This is a genomic window from Agreia sp. Leaf244, assembly GCF_001422695.1.
Classification (GTDB): Bacteria; Actinomycetota; Actinomycetes; order Actinomycetales; family Microbacteriaceae; genus Agreia.
This window is the reverse complement of record NZ_LMLX01000002.1, coordinates 882,064-905,427: the sequence shown is the minus strand read 5'-3', so window position 1 is coordinate 905,427 and position 23,364 is coordinate 882,064. Positions and strand designations below refer to the sequence as shown.

The window sequence follows — 23,364 nt, the reverse complement described above, 5'->3', positions numbered from 1 at the left end:
AGTGATGAATCAGAAAGTGAAGGCAGCGGTGCTGCGCGAGATCGGCGCACCGCTGAGCATCGAGGAGATCGAGCTGGCCGACCCCGGCCCTGGCGAACTCCTCGTCGAGATCGAGGCGGCCGGCGTATGCCACTCCGACCTGCACTACCTGCAGGGCGGGCTGCGCTGCCCGCTTCCGGTGGTGCCCGGCCACGAGGGTGCGGGCCGCATCGTGGGCATGGGCCCGGATGTTCGCGAGGGCTTCTCGATCGGCGATCGGGTGGCGCTGCTGTGGCGCCCGAACTGCGGCCGCTGCTCGCAGTGCATCGCAGGCAGGCCCATCATGTGCGAGCTCGGCCCGGTGCAGGCGCAGTCGGGCGGGCTGCTCGACGGCACCAGCCGCATGCGCGACGCCCACGGAGAGACCGTGCACCACCTGCTCGGCGTCTCCTGCTTCTCCGAGCGCGTCGTGGTTCCCGAGCGCAGCGTCGTGTACGTGCCCGACGACATTCCGCCCGAGATCGCGGCGATCGCCGGATGCGCCGTGATCACCGGGGTGGGCGCGGTGCGCAACGTCGTCGGCTCGTGCCTCGGCGACGCGATCGTCGTGATCGGCGCCGGAGGCGTGGGACTCTCCGCCCTGATGGGGGCTGCGGCGGCGGGAGCCCATCCGCTGATCGCCGTCGACGTCGACGAGGCCAAGCTCTCGCTCGCCGCCCGGGTCGGGGCCACGGCCACCGTCGACGGCAGAGACGGGGATGCCGTTGAGCAGGTGCTCGCCCTCGTTCCCGGCGGGGTCGCGTGGGTCATCGAGGCCGTCGGGCGGCCGGAGACGATGGCCTCGGCCGTGTCGATGCTGCGCCCGGGAGGAACCGCCGTCGCCGTGGGCCTCGGCCGTGTCGGGCAGACGTTCGACGTGCCGATCAACGAACTCGTGCAGCGCCAGAAGCGTGTCGTGGGCTCGCTGTACGGTTCGTCGATTCCGCAGCTCGACCTGCCGCGCATCTTCGAGCTCTACCGCAGCGGGGCGCTTCCCCTCGACCTGCTGCTCGGCGAGCGGTATCCGCTCGAGCGCATCGGCGACGCCTTCGAGGCGCTGCAGCACGAGAGCCTGGGGCGCTCCATCGTGCTGCCGGGGGCATGATGGGCGAGGCAGTGATGGTCGATGCTTCGGGCGCGCTGGCCTTCGCGCGTTACCCGAGCCTGGCCGGACGCACCGTCGTGGTGACGGGTGGCGCATCCGGCCTGGGCGAGGAGTTCGTGCGGCAGTTCGCTGCCCAGAGGTCGCGCGTGGGGTTCATCGACATCGATGCGGCCCGCGGCGCGGCGCTGGCCGCCGAGCTCGGCGGGCTCGGCGGCGACGTGCTCTTCCGCGCGTGCGACGTGCGCGATGTGGGCGAGCTGCAGGGCGTGATCTCGGGGCTCGCCGAGGCGCTCGGCCCCGTCGACGTGCTCGTGAACAACGCCGCGAACGACAAGCGGCACACGATCGACGACCTCGACCCCGCCTACTGGGACGACCGGATGGCGGTGAACCTGCGGCACCAGTTCTTCGCGTCGCGCCTCGTGGCGCCCATGATGCGGGCGAAGGGCCGCGGGTCGATCATCAACCTCGGCTCGATCAGCGCCCACATCGACCTGGTCGAACTCGTGGGCTACATCACGGCCAAGGCGGGAATCGAGGGGATGACCCGGGCGATGGCCCGCGAGCTCGGACCCGACGGAATTCGGGTGAACTGCGTGATCCCCGGCTGGGTCATGACCGAAAGGCAGCTGCAGCAGGAGGTCACGCCGGAGGCCGAGGCGCACATCGAGCAGAGCCAGTGCCTGCCCGATCGCGTGTACCCTGCCGATGTGGCGCGCATAGTGCTGTGGCTCGCCGCCGACGACTCGTCGATGTGCACGGCGCAGAACTGGGTGGTGGACGGTGGCTGGCTCTGATGCAGTGAGGCTCTCGGCGACGCAGGGCTCGTGGGCGGGTCCCGCGTCGGTGGTGCACGGCGAGGGAGCGTTCTGGGACTCGCGTGCCGAGGTGTTCCGCTATGTCGACATGCTCGCGGGCGATGTGGTCACCGACCCCGCGGGAGAGCAGTCGCGCTCGCACATCGGCGACATCGCCGCGCTCATCCGTCGACGCACACGCGGCGGCTACGTGGCCGCAGACGAGCGCGGATTCGTGCTGCTCGACGACGACCTTCGGCAGCTGCAGCGCGTGCCCGTGTTCGACGACACGTCGGTGCGCATGAACGAGGGCTCCTGCGACAGCGCGGGGCGTCTGTACTGCGGCTCGATGGCCTACGACACGCGCCCGGGTGCCGGCTCGCTCTACCGGCTCGACCCCGACCTGTCGGTGCACGTCGTGCTCGAGAGCGTCACGGTTCCGAACGGGCTGGTCTGGATGCGCGACGGCACGCTGGCCGTGCACGTCGACTCCGCAGACGACGCGGTCTACGGCTACGATTTCGACGCCGAGCGCGGAGAGTTCGGCCGCTGCGAGGTGTTCATCGATTTCTCGGATGTGCACGGGTCGCCCGACGGAATGGCGCTCGACGAGCAGGGCGGGCTGTGGATAGCGATGTGGGGTGGCGGTGCGGTTCGCCGCTTCGACCCGTCGGGGGTGCTCGTCGATGTGCTCGAGCTTCCGGTCACGAACGTGACCTCGTGCGCGTTCGGCGGGGAGGACGGGCGCACCCTGCTCGTGACCACCTCGCGCGACGGCATCGAGGAGGGCACGGAGCCGCTGGCCGGGCTCACGTACTCGGTCGACGTGGGCGTGCGCGGCGCGCCGGTGCACCCGTTCGCCGGGTGACGCCCCCGCTCCCTGAGCCTGTCGAAGGGCGCCGTTCCCTGAGCCTGTCGAAGGGCCTACTCATTCAGCGCATTGGATCGCCGCGCAGCGCCTCCACCGAGGGAGACTCGAGCATCGCCGTCAGAATACGTCTGAGCGTGACCCGGTCCTCGGCATCCAGCCCGTCGGTGAGCACGTGATCGACGCGCGCCACCTTCGGCAGCAGGGCGTCGAGCTCCGCGGCCCCGGCCTCCGTGAGGTGCAGCACGTTGCGCCGCTTGTCCGACGCATCTCTGACGCGTTCGAGGATTCCGCGGCGTTCGAGGCGCGCGACCAGGTCTGCGATGGTCGACCGGTCGAGGTCGAGGCGCGCGCACAGCTCCGTCTGGCTCGCGCCCGGAGACTGCGAGAGCACGTTCATCACGCCGAACTGCACACTCGTGATCTCCGACGAGACCTCGCGCTGCCAGGCGGCGACGTGCGCCTGCTGGGCGCGGCGGATCAGGTAGCCGGTGTACTGCGAGACGTCGTGCGATTCCATGTCGCTTCGGATTATGTCAGGCGAGCGCCGGGCGCCTACAACCACCGGGGCGCGGCCGGGGCGGGCTCGCCGTCGGCCGTGGTCACGCCCGCGCTGCCTCGGCCGGTGGCCCAGCGGGCGAGGGCCGCGCTCGATCCGCGCACCGCGATCGAGCCGGCGGCATCCGGCCCCCCGGTTTGCGGCCCTGCGGATGTGTGCGTCCCGCGATCGGTGGCCTCGAGCACGAACGTCGGCAGGCCCTCGGTCTCGCGACGCCTCGCCCACGAGCCCGTGACGTCGACGAGGATGCGATCGAGCAGCTCGGGCGGAAAGTCCTCGAAGCGGGCCCCGGCGTCGAGGTCGACGGCGTGGATCCAGACCTCGCGCGTGCGCATCCACACCGTCTCGGAGACGGGAACGGTGCGACCCTGCGCCGTGCGCACCTCTCGGGACCAGGCCTCGTCGGGCAGGTCGCGCCACTCGACGGTGAGGTGGATGGCCGCGTGGTCCGAGAGGTTGCGCAGGGCCTGAACGGGCAGCGTCGCCGAGAAGTCGATCTCCTCGGCGCGCTGGGTGGCGGATGCGTACATCGGCGTCTCGACGCCGGTCGCCGCCCACTCCACCAGCCTCGTGAGCGCCCGCGCGTTGAGGCCGACGTGGGCGATGAGGTGGCGGCGATCCCAGCCGGAGAGCACGGATGGGCCGTCGAAGTCGGCGTCGCTCAGCCGCGAGAGCGCCCGGGAGTAGTACGCCTGGCCCCGGCGGGCGAGGAGCAGGCCCTCGATGATCGCCGGATCGGTGACCAGGTCGGTGCGCGCAGCCACGGGTCAGGCCTCCACGCGCACCGGGTTGCTCAGCGTGCCGATGCCCTCGACGGTGGTCGTGAGCGTGGCGCCGTCGCCGAGGTAGCGGGCGGGCTTGCGGGCGTGGCCGACTCCGCCGGGGGTGCCGCTCGCGATCACGTCGCCCGGGTTGAGGGTGACGATCTGCGAGATGTAGGAGACGAGCGCGGCCGGGTCGAACACGAGGTCGGAGGTGTTGCTCTTCTGCATGACCTCGCCGTCGACCTCGGTGCGGATCTCGGTGTCGACTGCGTATTCGTCGGCGGTCACCAGCACGGGTCCGAAGGGGGTGGAGCTCTCGAACGTCTTTCCCTGGAACCACTCGGGCGTGCGGTACTGGAAGTCGCGCATGGTCACGTCGTTGAGCACCGAGTATCCGGCGATCGCGTCGGCGGCCTCGTCTTCGCTGAGGCGGCGGGCGGTGCGGCCGATTACCACGGCGAGCTCGCACTCCCAGTCGACGGCGTGCGAGGCATACTCGGGAAGCACGATCTCGTCGTGAGCGCCGATGAGCGCCTCGGGGTACTTGGCGAACAGTGTGGGGAACTCGGGCAGCTCGCGTCCCATCTCGAGGATGTGGTTGCGGTAGTTGAGCCCCACGCACACAATCTTGCTCGGCGCGGGAACCACGGGCGCCCAGTCGGCAGGGGCGATGTCGGCGACCGGGCGGGTGTCGCCGTCGGCGGTCTCGGCCACCCGGCGCCAGTCGGCGAGGGCGAGCAGTGCGCCCACGTCGGCGACGCCGGGGATCTCGGTGGCGGTGTCGTCGTCGATGCGCACGGCGATGGTGCCGGCGGGGGTGCGGAGGGTGGCGAGTCTCATGGGCGGTGCTTTCTGCTCAGGCGGAGGGGACGAAGGTGCGGGAGAAGTTGAGGCGGTCCATGATCGGACCGTCGGTGAAGCGGAAGAGGTCGAACTGCGTGTCGGCGTGCAGCGACCACGGCACCCAGCTGGGCACCACGAACAGGTCGCCGGTCTCGAGGCGCGTCTCGGTGTCGCCGAGCACGACGGTGCCCGAGCCCTCGAAGACCTGCCAGACGGCCGAGCCCACCTCGTGCGTGGGTGCCGTCGAGATGCCCGCGCGCAGCCGGTGGAACTCGCAGCGGATCGTCGACATCACGTCGCCGCCCGTGGTGGGGTTCGTGAACCGTATGGCGGCGTGGCCCTGTTCGAGAGTCGCCGGAAAGCCCTCGTCCTCGAGCGCGAGCTGCTCACGCAGCGCCGCGTCGGTGTGCTCCCAGCGGTACGCGCTGAGCGGCGACGATACCGTGTTCTCGAGAACGGACAGGGGTCGGAGGCCCGGGTGCGCCCACAGGCGCTCCGACCGCGAGACCGCGGGCGAGGCCTCGTCGGTCACCCGCTCCGAGCCGAACTCGAAGAATCCGACATCCATCTGGCTCGAGAACGGAATGTCGAGGCCGTCGATCCAGGCCATGGGGTTCGCGGTGTCGTTGTGGTGGCCGTGGAAGTTCCAGCCCGGCGTCAGCAGCAGGTCGCCCCGGCGCATCGCCACGGGGTCGCCGTTCACGACGGTCCAGACGCCCTCGCCCTCGACCACGAAGCGGAAGGCGTTCTGCGAGTGCCGGTGCTCGGGCGCCGTCTCGTGGCCGCCCAGATACTGGATGGCGCACCACAGCGTCGGGGTCGCGTACCCGGTGCCCGGCAGGCCCGGGTTGGTGAGGCCGACCGCGCGGCGTTCGCCGCCTCGGCCGACCGGAACGAGGTCGCCCGAGCGCTGCGCGATGTCGAAGAGGGTCTTCCATCTCCAGACGTGCGGCACGGCCCTGCGGCGAGGGGGTCATGGGCATGAGGTCATCGCGCTGGGTCCACAGCGGCGCCATGTCGTTAGCCGCGAAGTCGCGGTAGAGCTGTTCGAGTTCCGGGGTGTCGGCTGAGCCGTCCATCTGCTGCACTGCAGGTTCCTCCATCGCCAGTGGCGTCGTCGCCGTCGCATGATCAATCAATTCATCAGTACCCCAACTATATAGAGCGCGGCGATCAGCGCAAGGGGAGATTCCGGGGGAGCGGGCCGGGCAGCCATGCCCTGGTCGGCAGGCCGCGCACCGGGGCTGCTGCCGAGAAGGCATAGCCGTCATCCGCCCGTCGGCGTCGGAGCCACTGGCGCATGATCGGCATGCCTGTGGTGAGCAGCAGCGTGTCGAGCCGGTCTCCGACGAAGGCGATGCTCGACACGTGAACATCGGGCACGAGGATGCTCTGGCCGGCCAGAAGCTCGCCCCGAGGCGAGTATCGGTCGACGCGACCCTGGTCGAACACCGTGACCCACAGGCATCCCTCGGCGTCGATCGCGATGCCGTCGGGCATGCCGTCGACCGTCACGAAGGGGCGCTGCGAGCCCTCGGCCGAGTCGGTCGCCGCGTTGCCGTAGTCGCGCGCAAAGATCGTGCGCGCCGCGGTGTCGGCGTGAAAGAGCGTCGAACCGTCGGGAGACCAGGCGATGCCGTTCGAGATCCCGACGCCGTGCTGCAGCGTGGTGAGGGTGCCGTCGTGTTCGAGGCGAAGCAGCAGCTGCCGGCCGTCGGGTCCGTCGGAGTTCAGTGTTCCGATCACGAGGCGGCCCTGCGGATCGATGTGTCCGTCGTTGAACCGCTCGCTCTTGTCGAGCAGCGGCTCGGATTCGGTCACGGCGCCGAGCGGGCTGACCGTGGCGAGGCGCCGGCCGAGCCCGCACACCCAGCCGCCGCCCTCGGCGGGCAGGGCGCATCCGAGCTGGTCGCCGAGCTCGAGCACGCTGAGCACGCGCACCCGCGGCTCGCCGTCGGCGCGAGATCCGCCGTCGACGGCGGCGATGTGCAGCCGCCCCAGCTCGATGTCCACCCACGAGAGGCGCCGGGATTCCGCGTTCCACACCGGCCCCTCCGGAAGGATTCCCCGGGGGCTCGCGACCCGGGTCAGCGCGAGCTCGGGCGATTCGTCACGGTGCATTGCGGCTCCTTCGCCGAGGTCGGTGGTGAGTGAACGTCAGAAATATAACAATTCCATAAACCGTGTGCACACTCGGTTTAAGCCGTTATGCTGACTGTGCGCTCGGTTTAACGGCGTTCAAGGGTGAAGTCGAATCGCGAGTGCTCGCGCTCGTCCTCGACGATCCACCCCTCCTCACAAAGACGTAAAGGATGGAACCAGTGAAGAAGACCTCCCGCCTGGTGGCGGCGCTCGCGGCCGGGGCACTCGCTCTCGGCCTGGCCGCCTGCAGCCCCGGCACCAACGACGCAGGCTCGACCACGGGCAGCTCGACCACCGCCCCGCTGCTGACCCTCGGCCAGATCATCGAACCCACCTCGTTCGACCCCGCCGTCTCTCAGGAGGGCAACTCGATGCCCTACTACCAGGCGGTCTACGACACCCTGATCAAGCGGGCGCCCGACGGCACCCTCAAGCCGATGCTGGCCACCGAGTGGACCTACAACGACGACCGCACCGCGCTCACTCTCACTCTGCGCGACGACGTGACGTTCAGCGACGGCGCCGCGTTCGACGCCGACGGCGCCAAGGCCAACATCGAGCACTTCCTCGAGGCCAAGGGCCCGCAGGCGAACCAGGCGGCGAGCATCACCTCGGTCGAGGCCACCGACGCCACGACCCTCGTCATCACCCTCAGCGCGCCCGACCCCTCGCTCGAGTACTCGCTCGCGAGCTCGCTCGGCTTCATGGCGAGCCCGGATGCGATCGGCTCCGAGGACATCGCGTCGACCCCCGTCGGCTCGGGCCCGTACACGCTCGACGCGGCCTCGACGATCGTCGGCTCCGAGTACACGTTCGTGCGCAACGCCGACTACTGGGGAGACGCGCTGCCCTACGACTCCATCAAGTTCGTGCTGCTGACCGACGAGACCGCCCGGGTCAACGCCCTGCGCTCCGGCCAGATCAACGCCGCCGTGTTCACGGCGCCGTCGACGGCACAGGAGCTCGAGTCGTCGGGCTTCACGGTGGAGGGACAGCTCGGAGACTTCTCCGGCTTCGTCTTCTTCGACCGCACCGGCCAGCTGAACCCGGCCTTCGCCGACTCCCGCGTGCGGGAGGCGCTCACCATCTCGATCGACAAGGAGGCGCTGCTCGAGAACGTGGGCCAGGGCCGAGGCGAGCTCACCAACCAGATCTTCCCGAGCGACGACTTCTCCTACGACAAGGCTCTCGACACCGACGACCGCTTCGCCTACGACCCCGCCCGCGCCAAGCAGCTGCTCGCCGACGCGGGCTACGCCAGCGGCCTCACCGTGTCGATGCCGATCAGCCCCGTGTTCGACCCCTCGATCTACACCACGATCGAGCAGAACTTCAGCGACATCGGGGTCACCATGGAGCGCGTCGAGTTCGGCCCCGGCCAGACGATCCCGGCTCTGCTCGGCGGACAGTTCGCGATCACGTACTTCACGCTCGCGACGTTCAACGACTGGACCACGGTGCGGCAGTACCTGGCTCCGGATGCTCCCTGGAACTCGCTGAAGACCGAGGACGCCGACTTGGCCGATCTCATCAAGACGTACCAGTACGCCGCGACCGACGACGAGCGCACCACGGCCGGCCAGGCCATGAACGAGTACGTCGTCGACAACAACTGGTTCGGCGTGTTCTCCCGAGTGCTCAGCACCTACGGGCACGACGACACCGTGTCGGTCGAGCTGCAGACGCAGCAGGCCGTGCCGTCGATCTACAACTACTCGCCCGCCAACTAATCCGGATGGGGTCCCCGCGCCAGGCGCGGGGGCCCCGCCCACGAAAGGCCACACACGTGCTGTCCTTCATCGCCAAGCGCACGCTGCTGGCGCTCTCGCAGATGCTCGTCATCTCGGCGGTCGCCTTCTTCCTCCTCTACCTCTCGTCGAGCGGCATCGCCCGCACGATCCTGGGCGAGCAGGCGACCGAAGAGCAGGTCGCCGCCAAGACCGCCGAGCTGGGTCTCGACCGTCCTCTGCCCGTGCGCTACGTCGAATGGCTCCTCGGCGTCTTCCAGGGCGACCTCGGCCGCTCCTACTTCACCCCGCAGGATGTGAGCGATGCGCTCATCAGCCGCCTCCCCACCACCCTCTCCCTTCTCATCGCGACCACGATCGTCGCCGCCCTCATCGCGTTCGCGCTCGGCATCGCCGCCGCCGTGTACCGGGGATGGCTCGACCGCCTCGTGCAGATCCTCTCGATCGCGGGCTACGCGATCCCCGGATTCCTCTTCGCACTGCTGCTCGTGATCGTCTTCGCCATCAACCTCGGCTGGCTGCCCGCCACCGGCTACGTGCAACTCACAGCCGATCCGCTCGGCTGGCTCAAGACCGTGATCCTGCCCATCGCGGCCCTGTCGATCGGCATGATCGCGGCCACGGCGCAGCAGGTCCGCGGAGCGGTGATCGACGTGCTGCGCCAGGACTACGTGCGCACCCTGCGCAGCCGCGGCCTCAGCGAACGCGAGATCATTTTCAAGCACGTGCTGCGCAACGCATCCGGCACCGGCCTCACCGTGCTGGGCCTGCAGTTCGTCGGGCTCCTCGGCGGCGCGATCGTCGTCGAGCAGATCTTCGCCCTCCCCGGCCTCGGAACCGTGGCCATCCAGTACACCTCGCGCGGAGACATCCCTGTGGTGATGGGTCTGCTGATCATCACCTCGCTGATCGTCGCCGTCGTCAACCTGCTCGTCGACCTCGGCGTCGGCTTCCTCAACCCGAAAGCGAGAGTCGCATGAGCACCTCCGACAAGCCGGAGACGACACTCCACCGGTTCCTCGCCAATCCGCTCGCGCTCGTCGCGGCGATCGTTCTCATCGTCATCGTGCTCTCCTCGGCGCTCGCCCCCGTGCTGGCCGGGGCCGACCCCGCGTTCTCCGCGATCCGCGATGCGTTCCTCGCCCCGTTCTCGGCCGGCCATCCGCTGGGCACCGACTCGGCGGGCCGCGACATCTGGGCGCGCCTTCTGTACGGCGGTCAGATCAGCCTGCTCGGGGCCCTGCTCGCACTCGTCGTCGCCGCGCTGATCGGCATCCCCGCCGGCCTGCTCGCCGGCTACTACGGACGCTGGTTCGACTCGGTCTCGGTGTGGATGGCGAACCTCGTGCAGTCGATGCCCGGCATCGTCGTGCTGCTCGCGGCCCGCGCCGTGCTCGGCCCGTCGATCTGGATCTCGATGCTGATCTTCGGCGTGATCCTCTCGCCCGGCTTCTACCGCGTCGTGCGCACCGCCGTGATCAACGTGCGCGGCGAGCTGTACGTCGACGCGGCCAAGGTCTCCGGCCTGCGCGACAGCGCCATCATCGGCCGACACATCCTCACGGTCGTGCGCGGTCCGATCATCATCCAGGCCTCGCTGCTGTTGGGAATCGCGCTCGCGATCCAGTCGGGCCTCGAGTTCCTCGGAGTCGGCGACAACTCGGTTCCCTCGTGGGGCAACATGCTCAACGAGGGCTTCCGCAGCATCTACCGCGCGCCCATCACCCTGCTTTGGCCCTCGCTCGCCATCGGTCTGACCTGCGCGGCGCTGGTGATCATCGGCAACGGTCTGCGGGATGCGCTGGAGGAGCGCGGGTCGAGCTCGGCTCGCCGCGGCCGACGCAAGAACGTGGGCACGGCGACCGCGGCCATGGCCGCCCTTCCTGCAATCGACGTCGACGCTCTTGGCAAGGACGCTCTCGACGAGGCGGCCCCGCTGACGCGTCCGGGAGTGAACACGGCCGACGAGACGGAGACGATCGTCACCGGCCCGCTCGCCGATCTCGAATTCGTACCCGAACCCGCCTGGTCGGACTCGACGCCCCTCGAGACGCCGGAGCCCGACCCGAGCGCCGTGCTGAGCGTGCGTCGCCTGCGCGTCGGCTACGGCTCCGGGCCGCACGACAAGACCGTCGTGCACAACGTGAGCCTCGACGTGCACGCCGGGGAGGTGCTCGGCCTCGTCGGCGAATCCGGATCGGGCAAGACGCAGACCGCCTTCGCGGTGCTGGGTCTGCTGCCGACCGGCGGACGGGTCACGAACGGCAGCGTGCTATTCGACGGCGACGAGCTGACCACCCGCTCCCGCGCCTCGATGCGCGAGCTGCGCGGAACCGGGATCGCGTACATCCCCCAGGAGCCGATGTCGAACCTCGACCCGTCGTTCAAGGTCGGTTCGCAGCTCTCGACACCCATGATGCGACGCCTCGGCCTCGACAAGCGGGCGGCCCGCACGCGTGCCCTCGAACTGCTCGACCGTGTCGGCATCCGGGAGCCCGAGCGCACCTACGACTCGTACCCGCACGAGATCTCGGGCGGCATGGCGCAGCGCGTGCTGATCGCCGGCGCCGTGTCATGCCGACCGCGCCTGCTCATCGCCGACGAGCCCACCACGGCCCTCGACGTGACCGTGCAGGCCGAGGTGCTTCGCCTGCTGCGCGAGCTGCAGTCGGAGCAGGAGATGGCGGTGATCCTCGTGACCCACAACTTCGGCGTGGTCGCCGACATCTGCGACCGCGTGGCCGTGATGAACAAGGGAACGATCGTGGAGCAGAACGACGTGGACTCGCTCTTCGCCCGGCCCCGACACCCCTACACGCAGACCCTGCTCGGATCGACGCTCGAGGGCGGACCCTCGCGCATCGACCTCGACAGGGCCGAAGCAGAAGGAGCACACAGATGAGCGAGCAGCTGCTGTCGGTCGACAAGCTCGGCGTCGACTTCACGAGACGACGCACCACCTTCACGGCGCTCGAGGAGATCACGTTCTCGATCGCCGAGGGGGAGACCGTGGGCCTCGTCGGCGAGTCGGGATCGGGCAAGACCACTATCGGCCGGTCGATCCTCGGGCTCGTGCCGCCGACCCGCGGAACGCTCACCTTCCGCGGCGAGGACATCACGCATGCCTCGCGCACGAAGCGCCGCGAGCTCAGCCGCGACATGCAGGTCGTATTCCAGGATCCGTATACGTCGCTCAATCCGTCGCTCACCATCGAGGGCATCCTCGCCGAGCCGCTGCGCGCGCAGGGCATCGACCGCCGCGAGGCCGGCCGTCGGGTGAAAGAGTTGCTCGATCGCGTGCGCCTGCCCAGCGACGCGGCGGGTCGCCTGCCGCGCGAGTTCTCGGGAGGCCAGCGCCAGCGGGTCGCCATCGCCCGCGCCCTGGCCCTGCGCCCGCGTCTCATCGTGTGCGACGAGCCGGTCTCCGCGCTCGATCTGACGACGCAGCAGCGCGTTCTCGACCTCTTCATCGAGATCCAGCGCGACACCGGATGCGCCTACCTGTTCGTCTCGCACGACCTCTCGGTGATCCGCCACGTGAGCCACAGGGTGATCGTTCTCAACCGCGGAAAGATCGTGGAATCCGGGGGCGTCGAGAAGGTCACCAGCGATCCGGACGACCCGTACACTCAACGTCTGATGATGTCCGCGCCGCTTCCCGATCCGGGGGCACAGCGCGAACGCCGCGAGGAATTGGAGAAGCTGCGTGTCGACAGCGAACGAGCAGCCTGAGCCGGTCAAGCCGAGTGCCACGCGACGCAGTCCGAGGGGCGAAAGCCGCCGGGCGCTGATTCTGGATGCCGCCGCCGAGGAGTTCGCCGCCCACGGGTATCACGGCGCATCCATCGCCGCGATCGCCGAGAAGGCGGGCATCTCGCAATCGGGCGTGCTGCACCATTTCGCGTCGAAGGACATCCTGCTCGACGCCGTGGTGCAGAGCCGCTTCGGCGAGGACGCCGCGATCGTCGACCGCCTCGGGCTGGGGCACGCCTCGCCGTTCGCCGGCTACGACACCCTTATGTCGCGCAACACCGACGACCGCGTCTGGGTGCAGTTCCTGATGGTGATCATGGCCGAGGGCCTCACCGAGAACAACCCTGCCCACGAGCTCATTCGGGTGCGCTACGAGCGGGTCAAGGAGCGCATGAAGCAGCGTCTGCTCGCGCACGCCGGCGACGAGTTCGACGTGGCACCCAACCTCGACCGCGGCGACCTCGTCGTTCTCTTCCTGGCCGTGCTCGACGGCCTGCAGCTGCAGTGGCTCTACGACGACTCCGTCGATATGAGGCGCGTCGTGCGCCTCATGGTCGAGCTCGTCACCTCCTACACACAACCTTTGGATCCCCCGGAATGACACCGAAACTCTCCCGCCATCACGACGGAACGCTCTACCGCGACCTCAACGGCAACGGCGTCATGGATGCCTACGAGAACCCGAATCTGCCCGTCGCGGAGCGCGTCGCCGACCTGATGGGCCGCATGTCGCTCGCCGAGAAGGCCGGGCTGATGATCCACTCGATCGTGAGCGTCAACGCCGCCGGCGACCTCGACAGCCCGCTCATGTCGGCCGGGCGGGTGCCCGCCGACGAGTTCGTGCTCAACCGGCACGTGACCCACCTGAACGTGCACCGCATCCCGGACCCGCGGTCGATGGCGCGCTGGTCGAACCAGATCCAGGAGCTCGCCGAATCGACGCCGCTCGGGATCCCCGTGACCATCTCCACCGATCCGCGGCACTCGTTCACCGAGAACTGGGGAGCGTCGTTCAGCGCGGAGCACCTGTCTGCGTGGCCCGAGCCCATCGGCCTCGGAGCTCTCTCCGACGAGGACACCGTGCGCGAGTTCGCCGACATCGCGCGCCAGGAGTACACGGCCCTCGGCATCCGATCGGCCCTGCACCCCACCCTCGATGTGGCCACCGAGCCGCGCTGGGCGCGCCAGTACAGCACCTTCGGTCAGAGCGCCGAGCAGGTCGCGCGGTTCGGCGTCGCCTATGTCGACGGCTTCGAGGGCGTCGACGGGCTCTCGAGCAGCAGCGTCGCCTGCATGGCGAAGCACTTCCCTGGCGGCGGGCCGCAGCGCGACGGCGAGGACCCGCACTTCCCCTACGGCCGCGAGCAGGACTACGTGGGCGACATGTTCGAGTACCACCTCGCGCCGTTCCGCCGGGTGCTCGCCCGCGGGGTCTCGGCCATCATGCCGAGCTACGGCATCCCGATCGGCCTCAGTCTCGACGGCGAGCGCATCGAGGAGGTGGCCTTCGGCTTCAATCGCCAGATCCTCACGGGGCTCCTGCGCGAGCAGCTGGGGTTCGAGGGAGTGATCTGCTCCGACTGGAGCCTCATCACCGAGTCCCGCTTCGGCGGAGCGCATCTTCCCGCGCGCGCCTGGGGTGTCGAGCACCTCGGCGAACTCGACCGGGTGCAGCGCGCCATCGAGGCGGGTTGCGACCAGTTCGGCGGTGAGGACACCCCCTCGTGGATCGTCGAGCTCGTCGAATCGGGTCGTCTGAGCGAGGAGCGCGTCGACGAGTCGGTGCGCCGGCTTCTGGCCGTGAAGTTCGAACTCGGCCTCTTCGACGACCCCTACGTCGATGAGGATGCCGCGGTGGAGATCGTCGGCTCGTCTCAGTTCCGGGCCGCGGGGCATCGCGCCCAGGTGCACTCGGCCACGGTGGTCGTCGACTCCGACGATCGGCCGAGCATCCCTGTCGCGCGGGGCGCCCGCGTGCACTCGCCGGAGATCCCCGACGCCGAGATCTCGGCCGCCGGGTTCGCGCCGGCGACCCTCGACGAGGCCGACGTGATCGTCACCCGCATCAGTGCTCCGTTCGATCCGCGCGACCACTACCTTCTCGAGCCCGCGTTCCACGCCGGCTCGCTGGAGTTCGCCGACGCCGATGTCGAGCGCCTGCGCACGATGTCGCAGCACGCGCCCGTAATCGTCGTGATCCATCTCGAGCGACCCGCGCTGCTCGCGCCGCTGCTGCCGCATTCCGCCGCCATCCTCGCCGTCTACGGCTCATCGGATGCGGCGGTTCTCGAGGCGCTGGCGACCGAGGGCGCGGCCCGTGGGTCGCTCCCGTTCGACGTGCCCCGCAGCCTCGACGAGATCGTGGCCGCGCGCTCCGACGTTCCCGGCGACACCACGAGCCCCCTGTTCCGCGCCGGAGTCTGACCCCGGCATCGGGCGCTCGCGCCCGATCGCACACCCGAGATTCGAGAGAAGGACAATGATGACCGATATCGCCTCCGCCCTGAACGGCTCCGTCGCCCGGGGCTACGAGCAGCTCGCCGAGACCCTCGAGGCCGAGCTCGCCGCAGACGCCGACTACGCGTTCCAGCTGACGGCGTATCGGGGTCACGAGCTCGTGGTCGATGTACACGCTGGTGAGGGCATGACGGGCGATTCACTGATGGTCCCGTTCTCGGTGTCGAAGAACTCCATCGCGTTCTCGATCGCCCTGCTCGTCGACCGCGGACTGCTCGATCTCGACGCGCCGGTGGCCGCGTACTGGCCGGAGTTCGCGGCCGAGGGAAAGCAGCACGTGCTCGTGCGCGAGCTGCTCTCGCACCAGGCTGGCCTGCCCGAGGCGCTGCCCGCCCTCTCCGACGAGGAGTACGCCGACGACCGGAGCGGCGCGGCGCGGCTCGCGGCCCAGCTGCCGTGGTGGCGTCCGGGCGCGGCCTTCGGCTACCACGGCCTCACCATCGGCGTTCTGGCGTCGGAGCTGGTGCGGCGCATCACCGGACTCGGCCTGCAGGCGTTCTTCGAGGCCGAGATCCGCGCGCCGCGCTCTCTCGACTTCTACCTGGGCCTGCCCGAGGCAGAGGAGTCGCGGGTGCTCGAGCTGCAGCCCATGCGCGCGTCGACCTCGGCGTCGCCGGGTGACATCCCGTTCCCCCGGCAGCCCGGGCAGATCGGGCGACAGGTCTTCGGGTCGATCGCCCAGACGCGCTCCGGGCAGGAGGCCCTCGCCCATGCCCGCTGGCAGCGTTCGGTGGGCTCGCCCGCCGCGTACAGCACGGTGAGCGCCAGGGGCATCGCCGGGCTGTTCGCCGAGGGTGTGGTCGGACTCACATGCCCCGCGCTCATCTCCCCCCACGCGCTGCAGATCATGGCGCAGCCGCAGGTGGTCGGCAGCGACCTCGTGATCGGCATCGACCGCAGCTACGGTGTGGTGTTCCAGAAGCCCACCGACAACCTCGCGTTCGGCGGCTTCCGCGCGTTCGGACACGACGGCGCCGGTGGGGCACTCGGATTCCACGACCCGGAGACCGGCATCAGCTTCGGTTACGCCGTGCGCCGCACGCCCCCTCCCGGAGGCGCGGACGCGCGCGCGATCACGGCGGCGAAGCAGCTGCAGAAGATCGCCCTCGCGTCGTGAACGGGGGCTTGCCAAAAACCGAGCGCCCGCTAGGATTTCGGCTATGACCCTGCGCAACGATGCGACCCCGACCGACCGCGCCCGCACCATCGTCACGGCCGACCCGGAGCTCGACGACCTCAACTCGATGATCCGGTTCCTGCTCTACTCCAACGAGGTCGATGTGGCCGGCCTCGTCTACGCGAGCAGCCGGTTCCACTGGTCGGGAGACGGCACGACGCCGTTCTTCCTGCCCGAGCGCGAGTACACCGAGCCGCAGCTGTCGTGGCGCTGGGCGCCGGGCGAGCGGTTCATCGACGACGCGGTCGACGCCTACGAGCAGGTCCTGCCGAACCTCCTGGTGCACGATCCGCGGTACCCGAGCGCCGATGCGCTCAGGGCCGTCGTGCGCATGGGCAATGTGCAGTTCGAGGGCGACGTCTCGGAGGAGACGCCCGGCTCGCAGTTGATCGCCGAGACCCTTCTCGACGACGATCCGCGGCCCGTGCACCTGCAGGTCTGGGCCGGAACGAGCACCATCGCGCGCGCCCTGATGTCGATCGAGGAGCGATACTCGCAGACGCCCGAGTGGCCCGAGATCCACGCCGCCGTCTCGCGCAAGGCCGTGATCACCAAGTTCGCCTCGCAAGACGGAAGCTACGACAGCTACATCCGCCCCGTCTGGCCCGACATCCGGGTCACCGACGTCGCGACCATGGCGTGGGGCTACCTCGCGCGGAGGGTCATCGAGCAGCCCGAGCTCGAGTATCTCGGGGCCGAATGGATGCGCGACCACGTTACATCCGCAGGCCCGCTCGGCGCGCTCTACCGCACCTGGGGCGACGGCCGGCAGATGGTGCCGGGCGACCTCACCGACTACTTCCACCTGAGTGGGCAGACTGCCGACGAGCTGCGAGAACTCGGCTACGCCGTATGGGTCGAGCCGCAGCCGCTCGGCGAGTGGATCAGCGAGGGCGACACCACCAACATGCTCAACCTGCTGGTTCCAGGGCTGCGCAGCCACGAGCATCCGGGGTACGGCGGATGGGGCGGCCGGGCGCGTCGCGTCGACGAGGGCCCCGACGCGTGGGAGACGCGCGGGGCAGCGGATGCTGCGCCGGATGAGTCAGCGCCAGATGAGTCAGCGCCTGATGAGTACACCGTTACGCGCTGGTTCGCCGACGCGCAGAACGACTTCGCCGCGCGACTGCAATGGAGCGTTCAGTCCACTTTCGGTGGGGCGAATCATGCGCCTGTCGTGGCGGTCGAGCAGGTCGACAGGGACGTGCGGCCGGGAGAGCAGGTGCAGCTGTCGGCCGTCGTCACCGACCCCGACGGGGATGCCGTGACCGTGCGGTGGTGGCAGTACCGGGAGGCGGGCAGCTACCACGGTGCCGTCGTTCTCTCTGGCGCCGATTCGGCGGCGGTGGTCGTGACCGTGCCCGTGGATGCGGTCGCCGGGCAGACGATCCACGTGATCGTCGAGGCGGTCGACGACGGGGTTCCCGCGCTGAAGGGATATCAGCGGGTCATCCTCACCGTCGTGTAGCGAGGCATCGTATAACAAGGGCTCGGCCCCCGGTGCTCACGCCGCGAGTCTTCGGCTGCGCACCAGCACCGAGACCAGCACCAGGGCGACCCCCATGATGGCCGCGCCCCACCAGGCGAGGCCGATCACGGGCCCACCGGCGATGATCGCACCGCCGATGATCGCGCCCCCGGCCGTGCCGAGCGCGATCACCGAGGAGTTGAGCGCCACGATCAGCTGCTCGAACCGGCCGGCGAGCTGGATGAGCATGCCCTGCAGCGGCGCGTTCGACGCCCACGCGAGAAAGCCCCAGACTGCGAAGACCGCGCCGGCGCCCAGCAGTGTGCTCCCGACGAGGGGCAGCAGGGCGAGGGCGGCGGTGCATCCGGCGAAGCACAGCCAGAGCGTGCGCGCCGCCCCGAGCCTGTCTGCCATGCGTCCGCCGGCCACGTTGCCGAGAACGCCGGCGATGCCGTAGCCGAGCAGCAGTCCGCTGAGCGAGAGGCCGTCGGCGCTCGAGATGGCGGTCAGCAGGGGCGACGCGTAGGTCTGCACGGTGAAGGCGGCGACGGTCTCGACCGTCGACACCAGCAGCACGAGCACGACGAGCGGCGACGGCAGGCCGCGACGTCGGGGGCCCACGATGGACGCGCGGTCCGGGACGACGGGGTCGACGCGACCGTGCGGGCCCGGCGTCGAGGGCACCGGCGCGATGTCCGCCCTGTCCGCGGGTCGCGCGACAAGCAGCAGCACGGCGACAAACGCGACGGCCGCAAGCCCCGCCGTGATGAGATACACCCCTCGGTATCCGATCGCCGGCCCCAGGATGTTGCCGGCGGGCGCGGCGACGACCGCCGCCGTCGTGAGCCCGCCGAACACCGTGGCGAGCGCGCGGCCGCGTCTCTCGGGGGCGGCGAGGCCAGCGGCCAGTACCGTCGCGGTGGGTGTGAACCCGCCGGCGGCGATGGCGCTGAGTGCGCGGAGCACCGACAGGGTCGCGTAGTCCGAGGCGAGCGCCGTCGCCACGCAGGCCGCGGCGAACAGCGCCAGTGCCGTGAGCATGAGCGCCCGTCGCGGCAGCCGCTCGCCGAAGAGGGCGACGAGCGGCGTCGAGACGGCGTAGGCGATTCCGTAGAAGCTCAGGAGCCGGCCGACATCGGCGAGAGTGACGCCGAGGTCGGCCGACATCGAGGGCAGCAGCCCGGTGATGACGTTGGAGCCGAAGCCGATCGCGAAGGTGCCGAGGGCGAGAGGCCAGAGCCGATGGTGCCGGTGGTGCCGGTAGTGCATTCGAATGGTGTCAGCGCACCAGTTCGTGCACGAGGGGGGCGGGCTCGGGCGTCTCGAGGGTGTCGAGCCACTCGTTGACGTCGACCGAGGTGACGAGCGCGTCGCGCTGCAGGTAGTGCATGGCCTGCAGGGCGTTGTCGTGCGCCCGCTGCGTCGATCCGCCCACGCAGTCGGTGAGCACGCGGAACCGGTAGTCGTGCTGGTGCGCGTCGACGGCGGTGTAGTGCACGCACACGTCGGTGAGCCCGCCGATGAGCAGAAGCGTCTCGGCCTTGTAGGCCTTGAGCACGATCTCGAGTTCCGTTCCGAAGAACGCCGAGTAGCGACGCTTCTTGATGAGGAACTCGCCCGGCTGCGGGTCGATTCCGGGCGCCAGCTCGGTCTCCTCCCAGCCCTCGAGGCAGTGCGGGCCCTCGGCGCCGTCGAGTTCCCGGCCGATGTCGATCAGCGACGGCTTGTGCACCTCCTGGATGAAGACCACGGGGATCCCCTTCTCGCGGCTGTGCCGGATGACCTCGCGCACGCGGGGCGCGCGCTCCGTGCGGCCTCCCATGTAGGGAATCTCGGTGCGTGAGTCCTCGCGGGGGATCTCGCCGCCCTGGATGTCGACGACGATGAGGACGGTGTTTCCAACGATGTTCATGATTTCCTTTCGATGCGGGCGACGCCCGACGGTGGTGCGATGGGTCAGCTGAGGGCGATCCGCCGGTCTGCGGCGACCTGCAGCAGATCGACGAGAGTGTTGAGCACGACGTAGGTGACGCCGAGGAGCAGGGCGACGCCGGCGATTCCGGGGAAGTCGCTGGCCTGCACGGATTTGTCGAGGTAGCTTCCGACGCCGGGCCACGAGACGATCTTCTCGACGACGACGAGACCGCCCAGCAGCAGGCCGGCCTGGATGCCGATCATCGACAGCGTCGCGCCGAGCGAGTTGCGCACGGCGTGCCGCAGCATGACGAGTCCCTCGGGCATACCGGCTGCGCGAGCGGTGCGGGCGTGATCCGACACGAGGTTGATGCGCAGACCGTCGACCAGCACGCGGCCGATGGCCACGGCCGGCGAGATCGCGACGCACGCGGCGGGCAGGATCAGGTGCCAGATCGCATCCGTCGCCACATCGACGCGCCCGGCCAGCAGGCCGTCGAGAACGAACAGCCCCGTCGGCCCGGGAGAGGTCGACCCGAACGACGAGCGTCCGCCCGACGGCAGCAGCCCGAGCTGGCCGTAGAAGAACAGCAGGCCCAGCATCGTGAGGAGGAACGTCGGTGCGGACGCGCCGGAGAGCAGCACGACGCGAACGACCCCGGCGCCCTTCCATCGCACGACGGTGAGCACGGCGAAGATCGAGCCCAGCACGAGGGCCAGTCCCAGCGCCCAGAGGGCCAGTTCGATCGTGGCGGGGAACGCGGTCGAGAGGCCGTCGGCGACAGGGGTGCGTGTGCGCAGTGAGTTCTGCAGATCTCCTTGCAGCAGGCCTCCGAGGTAGTCGAAGTACCGCACGATGGCGGGCTGGTCGAGGCCGAGCTGCACGCGGGTGCGCTCGAGCGCGTCGGCCGACGCGTTGGCGCCGACGTAGGCGCGCGCCGGGTCGACACCGCTGAGCTCCTGCAGGGTGAATAGCGCGATAGTCAACGCGAGCAGCACCGCGAGCATCGACGCGATGCGGCGAATGACGAACATGATCATGTCAGCGACGGTCCTTCGGTCTCGAGGCGGTGTGGGGTGGCGCTGCCGGATGGCGACGGCCGTGACGCGGCGCGGCTCATCGACGGCTCAGCAGGTCGCGCACGGCGTCGCCGGCGAGGTTGGCGACGAGGGCGAGCAGGAGCACGCCGAGCCCGGGCAGAATCGGGATCCACCAGAACTGGAGCAGGTACTCCATTCCCTGGGCGGCCATCGACCCGAGCTCGGGCGCGGGCGCCGGCGAGCCGAGTCCGATGAACGACAGGCCCGACATCGCCACGACGAGGCCGCCCACGTCGAGGCTCGCGGTCACGACGACGGTCGAGGTGACGCCGGGCAGGAGGTGGCGCCGAACCCGGCGCGACCACGGCACCCCGGCCAGAACGGCGGCCTCGAGGTGCGGGCGGGCGGCCCACGATCGCACCTCGCCCCGCACGAGTCGGGCGTACATGGGCCACCACACCACGGCGACGCCGATCAGGGCGCTCGAGAAGCTCGCACCCAGCGCGGCGGCCACGGTCATGGCGATGACGATGCCGGGGAAGGCGAGGAAGAGGTCGGTCAGCCGCATAAGACCGTTGTCGACCCAGCCGCCGATCGATCCGGCGAGCAGTCCTACGATGCCGCCGATGATGACGCCCGACGTGATGACGATGGCGGCCGAGGCGATGCTCGAGCGCAGACCGAACAGCATCCGCGACAGGATGTCGTAGCCGACCCCGTCGGTGCCGAGGAGGTGGCCCGGGCTGCCGGGCGGAAGGAAGGCCTCGCCCGCACGGAGGATCGGGCTGTAGGGGGCGATCACCGGGGCGAGCAGGGCGACGAGCACCAGCAGCGCCAGGGCGACGAGTCCCGCGGCGTCGACTCCGGCCGTGTGCGAGCGCCACCCGGTCATGCGTGTCCACTTCGTGGCGGCGCGGGTCGTCGTGGGTCTCTCGATGACGCTCATGCTCGGCGCTCCTCGCTGTGATCGCCGTGCTCTGCGGCGTGAGACTGTCTCAGCTCTCGTCCGGGGATCGCGGAGAGCAAGGCGGCGGTGTAGTCGTTCGTGGGGGAGGCGCACACGGTCTCGGCGTCGCCGATCTCGACGATGCGCCCGTGGTTCATCACGGCGATGCGGTCGGCGATGATGCGCGCCGCCGCCAGGTCGTGCGTCACGAAGAGCACCGACATGCCGAGCTCCCGCCTGAGGCGGCCGAGCAGGTTGAGCACGGTCGCGGCGAGAGACACGTCGAGCGCGCTGGTGGGCTCGTCGCACAGCAGAACGGTCGGCGGCACGATCACGGCGCGGGCGATGGCCACGCGCTGCCGCTGGCCTCCCGAGAGGCTGGCGCCCTTCACCCGGCTCACCTCTGCAGGCAGGCCGACTCTCTCGAGGGTCTCGGCGATGCGTCGATCGGCCTCCGGCTTGCGGATGCCCGGCACGGCCGCCGAGAGTCGCTCGCCGAGCAGCTCGCCGACGGTCAGCCACGGGGTGAGCGAGCTGCCGGCATCCTGGAAGATCATCTGGGGGCCGGTGTCGCCCGCGACCGTGACCGACCCGGAGGTCGGCGTATCGAGGCCGGCGACGAGCCGCAGCAGCGTGGACTTGCCGCATCCGCTCTCGCCGACGAGGGCCATCGACTCGCCCTGGCCGATCTCGAGGGTCACGCCGCGCACGGCCTCCAGCTGCCGCCTCCTCCAGAAGGGGCCGGTGCTGAAGGTGCGGCGCGCGTCGGCGATGGTGACGGCCGGCGCACCGGTGACGACGGCGGGCCAGACTGCGGGGAGGGCATCGCCGGAGCCCGCGCCGTGCGCGCTCAGAATGGGCCGGTCGCGCGGAGTGGTGAGGTCGATCCGCGAGGCGAGCAGCCCTTTCGTGTAGTCGTGTTCGGGTCGCCCGAGCACGGTGTCGACATCGCCGCTCTCGACGATGCGGCCCTGGTACATCACGGCGATCCTGTCGCAGATCTGGGCGGCGACGCCGAGGTCGTGGGTCACGAAGACCACGCTGCAGCCCCGGCTCTTGCGAAGGTCGAGGAGCAGTTGCAGGATCTGGGCCTGCACGGTGACGTCGAGGGCCGTCGTCGGCTCGTCGGCGATGATGAGCGAGGGATTGCGGGCCAGGGAGAGGGCGATCATCACGCGTTGCCGCAGACCGCCGGAGAGCTGATGGGGAAAGGCGCCGAGCCGGGTCTCGGGGTCGGCGATGCCGACGTCGGTGAGCAGCCGAACGACCTCGCGCCTGTTCGACGTGACCTCTGCCAGCTGGTTGCCGATCGTCATCGTGGGATCGAGCGAGGTCATCGGGTCCTGGAAGACCGCGCCGATGTGCTTCTTGCGTACGAGGCGGTCGGCGGTCGCGGTCGTTCCGACCATGTCGGTGCCGAGAATGCGGATGCGGCCGGTGACGACGGGGCGGGCGGCCGCGGGGAGCAGGGCCATGAGACTCAGGCCGAGAACGCTCTTGCCCGATCCGGATTCACCGACGATGCCGACGATCTCGCCGCGCCCGACCGTGAGGGAGACCCCGCGCACGGCCTCGACCTCGGCCTGGCCGCGGCGGAGGGTGACCCGCAGGTCTTCGACCTCGACGACGGGAACCGGAGAGCTCATGGGGTGGGCTGCCTTCTTGAGAGCGGAGATGAAAAGAGAGGGAATGGTGCGGGGCGGG

Annotated in this window: 20 protein-coding genes and 1 pseudogene; 11 read left to right on the top strand and 10 right to left on the bottom strand. The window is 69.8% G+C overall.

Annotation, left to right across the window (positions count from 1 at the left end):
- Positions 1–4: 4 nt before the first annotated feature.
- The 3 genes from ASF06_RS08990 to ASF06_RS08980 are packed head-to-tail and all read left to right on the top strand — an operon-like array spanning position 5 to position 2,788.
- On the top strand, positions 5–1,123 hold the full coding sequence (locus ASF06_RS08990; RefSeq protein ID WP_235500969.1) for a zinc-binding dehydrogenase: 1,119 nt from the start codon (positions 5–7) through the stop codon (positions 1,121–1,123).
- Positions 1,124–1,137: 14 nt separating this feature from the next.
- Complete coding sequence (locus ASF06_RS08985; protein ID WP_055946405.1) at positions 1,138–1,920, top strand: SDR family NAD(P)-dependent oxidoreductase; 783 nt, start codon at positions 1,138–1,140, stop codon at positions 1,918–1,920.
- Positions 1,907–2,788, top strand: a complete 882-nt coding sequence (locus ASF06_RS08980; RefSeq protein WP_200920341.1) for an SMP-30/gluconolactonase/LRE family protein — start codon at positions 1,907–1,909, stop codon at positions 2,786–2,788. The genes ASF06_RS08985 and ASF06_RS08980 overlap by 14 nt, the downstream gene beginning before the upstream one ends.
- Positions 2,789–2,852: 64 nt before the next feature.
- Here ASF06_RS08980 and ASF06_RS08975 read toward each other — a convergent pair whose 3' ends face one another.
- The 5 genes and pseudogenes from ASF06_RS08975 to ASF06_RS08955 all read right to left on the bottom strand — a co-directional run bounded on the left by ASF06_RS08975 (position 2,853) and on the right by ASF06_RS08955 (position 7,075).
- Entirely contained in the window at positions 2,853–3,308 is a 456-nt protein-coding gene (locus ASF06_RS08975; RefSeq protein ID WP_055945704.1) for a MarR family winged helix-turn-helix transcriptional regulator, read from the bottom strand.
- Positions 3,309–3,343: 35 nt separating this feature from the next.
- Positions 3,344–4,111 (bottom strand): maleylpyruvate isomerase family mycothiol-dependent enzyme, encoded by a 768-nt coding sequence (locus ASF06_RS08970; RefSeq protein WP_055945702.1) that lies wholly within the window; start codon positions 4,109–4,111, stop codon positions 3,344–3,346.
- A gap of 3 nt (positions 4,112–4,114) precedes the next feature.
- Entirely contained in the window at positions 4,115–4,951 is an 837-nt protein-coding gene (locus tag ASF06_RS08965; protein ID WP_055945700.1) for a fumarylacetoacetate hydrolase family protein, read from the bottom strand.
- Positions 4,952–4,967: 16 nt separating this feature from the next.
- Positions 4,968–6,057: pseudogene (locus ASF06_RS08960) on the bottom strand (cupin domain-containing protein).
- A gap of 70 nt (positions 6,058–6,127) precedes the next feature.
- On the bottom strand, positions 6,128–7,075 hold the full coding sequence (locus tag ASF06_RS08955) for an SMP-30/gluconolactonase/LRE family protein (protein WP_055945698.1): 948 nt from the start codon (positions 7,073–7,075) through the stop codon (positions 6,128–6,130).
- Positions 7,076–7,275: 200 nt separating this feature from the next.
- Here ASF06_RS08955 and ASF06_RS08950 point away from each other — a divergent pair, with 200 nt between their 5' ends.
- Genes ASF06_RS08950 through ASF06_RS08915 form a run of 8 tightly spaced genes read left to right on the top strand, consistent with a single transcriptional unit; the run spans position 7,276 to position 17,759 of the window.
- Positions 7,276–8,826: an ABC transporter substrate-binding protein gene (locus ASF06_RS08950; protein ID WP_055945696.1), complete on the top strand. Its 1,551-nt coding sequence runs from the start codon at positions 7,276–7,278 to the stop codon at positions 8,824–8,826.
- 56 nt (positions 8,827–8,882) lie between these two features.
- Positions 8,883–9,824 (top strand): ABC transporter permease, encoded by a 942-nt coding sequence (locus ASF06_RS08945; protein WP_055926042.1) that lies wholly within the window; start codon positions 8,883–8,885, stop codon positions 9,822–9,824.
- On the top strand, positions 9,821–11,746 hold the full coding sequence (locus ASF06_RS20020; protein WP_055945694.1) for a dipeptide/oligopeptide/nickel ABC transporter permease/ATP-binding protein: 1,926 nt from the start codon (positions 9,821–9,823) through the stop codon (positions 11,744–11,746). The genes ASF06_RS08945 and ASF06_RS20020 overlap by 4 nt, the downstream gene beginning before the upstream one ends.
- A complete protein-coding gene (locus tag ASF06_RS08935) occupies positions 11,743–12,576 on the top strand; it encodes an ATP-binding cassette domain-containing protein (protein WP_055926048.1) in 834 nt (277 codons plus the stop codon). Before ASF06_RS20020 ends, ASF06_RS08935 begins: the two co-directional genes overlap by 4 nt.
- On the top strand, positions 12,551–13,198 hold the full coding sequence (locus tag ASF06_RS08930) for a TetR/AcrR family transcriptional regulator (protein WP_055926051.1): 648 nt from the start codon (positions 12,551–12,553) through the stop codon (positions 13,196–13,198). The genes ASF06_RS08935 and ASF06_RS08930 overlap by 26 nt, the downstream gene beginning before the upstream one ends.
- Entirely contained in the window at positions 13,195–15,021 is a 1,827-nt protein-coding gene (locus tag ASF06_RS08925) for a glycoside hydrolase family 3 protein (protein ID WP_055945692.1), read from the top strand. Before ASF06_RS08930 ends, ASF06_RS08925 begins: the two co-directional genes overlap by 4 nt.
- A 58-nt stretch (positions 15,022–15,079) precedes the next feature.
- A complete protein-coding gene (locus ASF06_RS08920; protein WP_162237692.1) occupies positions 15,080–16,231 on the top strand; it encodes a serine hydrolase domain-containing protein in 1,152 nt (383 codons plus the stop codon).
- A 43-nt stretch (positions 16,232–16,274) separates the two neighbouring features.
- Positions 16,275–17,759, top strand: a complete 1,485-nt coding sequence (locus tag ASF06_RS08915) for a DUF1593 domain-containing protein (RefSeq protein WP_055945688.1) — start codon at positions 16,275–16,277, stop codon at positions 17,757–17,759.
- Positions 17,760–17,795: 36 nt separating this feature from the next.
- On the opposite strand, the gene ASF06_RS08910 is transcribed toward ASF06_RS08915, so the two are convergent.
- From ASF06_RS08910 to ASF06_RS08890, 5 genes are all read right to left on the bottom strand, one after another.
- A complete protein-coding gene (locus ASF06_RS08910) occupies positions 17,796–19,028 on the bottom strand; it encodes an MFS transporter (RefSeq protein WP_055945685.1) in 1,233 nt (410 codons plus the stop codon).
- A gap of 10 nt (positions 19,029–19,038) precedes the next feature.
- Entirely contained in the window at positions 19,039–19,671 is a 633-nt protein-coding gene (locus ASF06_RS08905; protein WP_055945683.1) for a cysteine hydrolase family protein, read from the bottom strand.
- A gap of 44 nt (positions 19,672–19,715) precedes the next feature.
- Positions 19,716–20,714 carry an ABC transporter permease gene (locus ASF06_RS08900; protein ID WP_055945681.1) on the bottom strand — a complete coding sequence of 333 codons (999 nt, stop codon included), beginning with the start codon at positions 20,712–20,714 and terminating at the stop codon, positions 19,716–19,718.
- A 76-nt stretch (positions 20,715–20,790) separates the two neighbouring features.
- On the bottom strand, positions 20,791–21,660 hold the full coding sequence (locus ASF06_RS08895) for an ABC transporter permease (RefSeq protein WP_055945679.1): 870 nt from the start codon (positions 21,658–21,660) through the stop codon (positions 20,791–20,793).
- Positions 21,657–23,306 carry an ATP-binding cassette domain-containing protein gene (locus tag ASF06_RS08890; protein WP_055945677.1) on the bottom strand — a complete coding sequence of 550 codons (1,650 nt, stop codon included), beginning with the start codon at positions 23,304–23,306 and terminating at the stop codon, positions 21,657–21,659. The genes ASF06_RS08895 and ASF06_RS08890 overlap by 4 nt, the downstream gene beginning before the upstream one ends.
- Positions 23,307–23,364: the final 58 nt, after the last annotated feature.

Excerpts from the sequence above, each read along its gene's own strand:
- ASF06_RS08915 (WP_055945688.1), top strand. The coding sequence starts at position 16,275 with ATGACCCTGCGCAACGATGCGACCCCGACCGACCGCGCCCGCACCATC.
- ASF06_RS08895 (WP_055945679.1), bottom strand. The coding sequence starts at position 21,660 with ATGAGCGTCATCGAGAGACCCACGACGACCCGCGCCGCCACGAAGTGG.
- ASF06_RS08910 (WP_055945685.1), bottom strand. The coding sequence starts at position 19,028 with ATGCACTACCGGCACCACCGGCACCATCGGCTCTGGCCTCTCGCCCTC.
- ASF06_RS08900 (WP_055945681.1), bottom strand. The coding sequence starts at position 20,714 with ATGATCATGTTCGTCATTCGCCGCATCGCGTCGATGCTCGCGGTGCTG.
- ASF06_RS08985 (WP_055946405.1), top strand. The coding sequence starts at position 1,138 with ATGGTCGATGCTTCGGGCGCGCTGGCCTTCGCGCGTTACCCGAGCCTG.
- ASF06_RS20020 (WP_055945694.1), top strand. The coding sequence starts at position 9,821 with ATGAGCACCTCCGACAAGCCGGAGACGACACTCCACCGGTTCCTCGCC.
- ASF06_RS08955 (WP_055945698.1), bottom strand. The coding sequence starts at position 7,075 with ATGCACCGTGACGAATCGCCCGAGCTCGCGCTGACCCGGGTCGCGAGC.
- ASF06_RS08965 (WP_055945700.1), bottom strand. The coding sequence starts at position 4,951 with ATGAGACTCGCCACCCTCCGCACCCCCGCCGGCACCATCGCCGTGCGC.
- ASF06_RS08990 (WP_235500969.1), top strand. The coding sequence starts at position 5 with ATGAATCAGAAAGTGAAGGCAGCGGTGCTGCGCGAGATCGGCGCACCG.
- ASF06_RS08890 (WP_055945677.1), bottom strand. The coding sequence starts at position 23,306 with ATGAGCTCTCCGGTTCCCGTCGTCGAGGTCGAAGACCTGCGGGTCACC.
- ASF06_RS08935 (WP_055926048.1), top strand. The coding sequence starts at position 11,743 with ATGAGCGAGCAGCTGCTGTCGGTCGACAAGCTCGGCGTCGACTTCACG.
- ASF06_RS08905 (WP_055945683.1), bottom strand. The coding sequence starts at position 19,671 with ATGAACATCGTTGGAAACACCGTCCTCATCGTCGTCGACATCCAGGGC.
- ASF06_RS08920 (WP_162237692.1), top strand. The coding sequence starts at position 15,080 with ATGACCGATATCGCCTCCGCCCTGAACGGCTCCGTCGCCCGGGGCTAC.
- ASF06_RS08975 (WP_055945704.1), bottom strand. The coding sequence starts at position 3,308 with ATGGAATCGCACGACGTCTCGCAGTACACCGGCTACCTGATCCGCCGC.
- ASF06_RS08925 (WP_055945692.1), top strand. The coding sequence starts at position 13,195 with ATGACACCGAAACTCTCCCGCCATCACGACGGAACGCTCTACCGCGAC.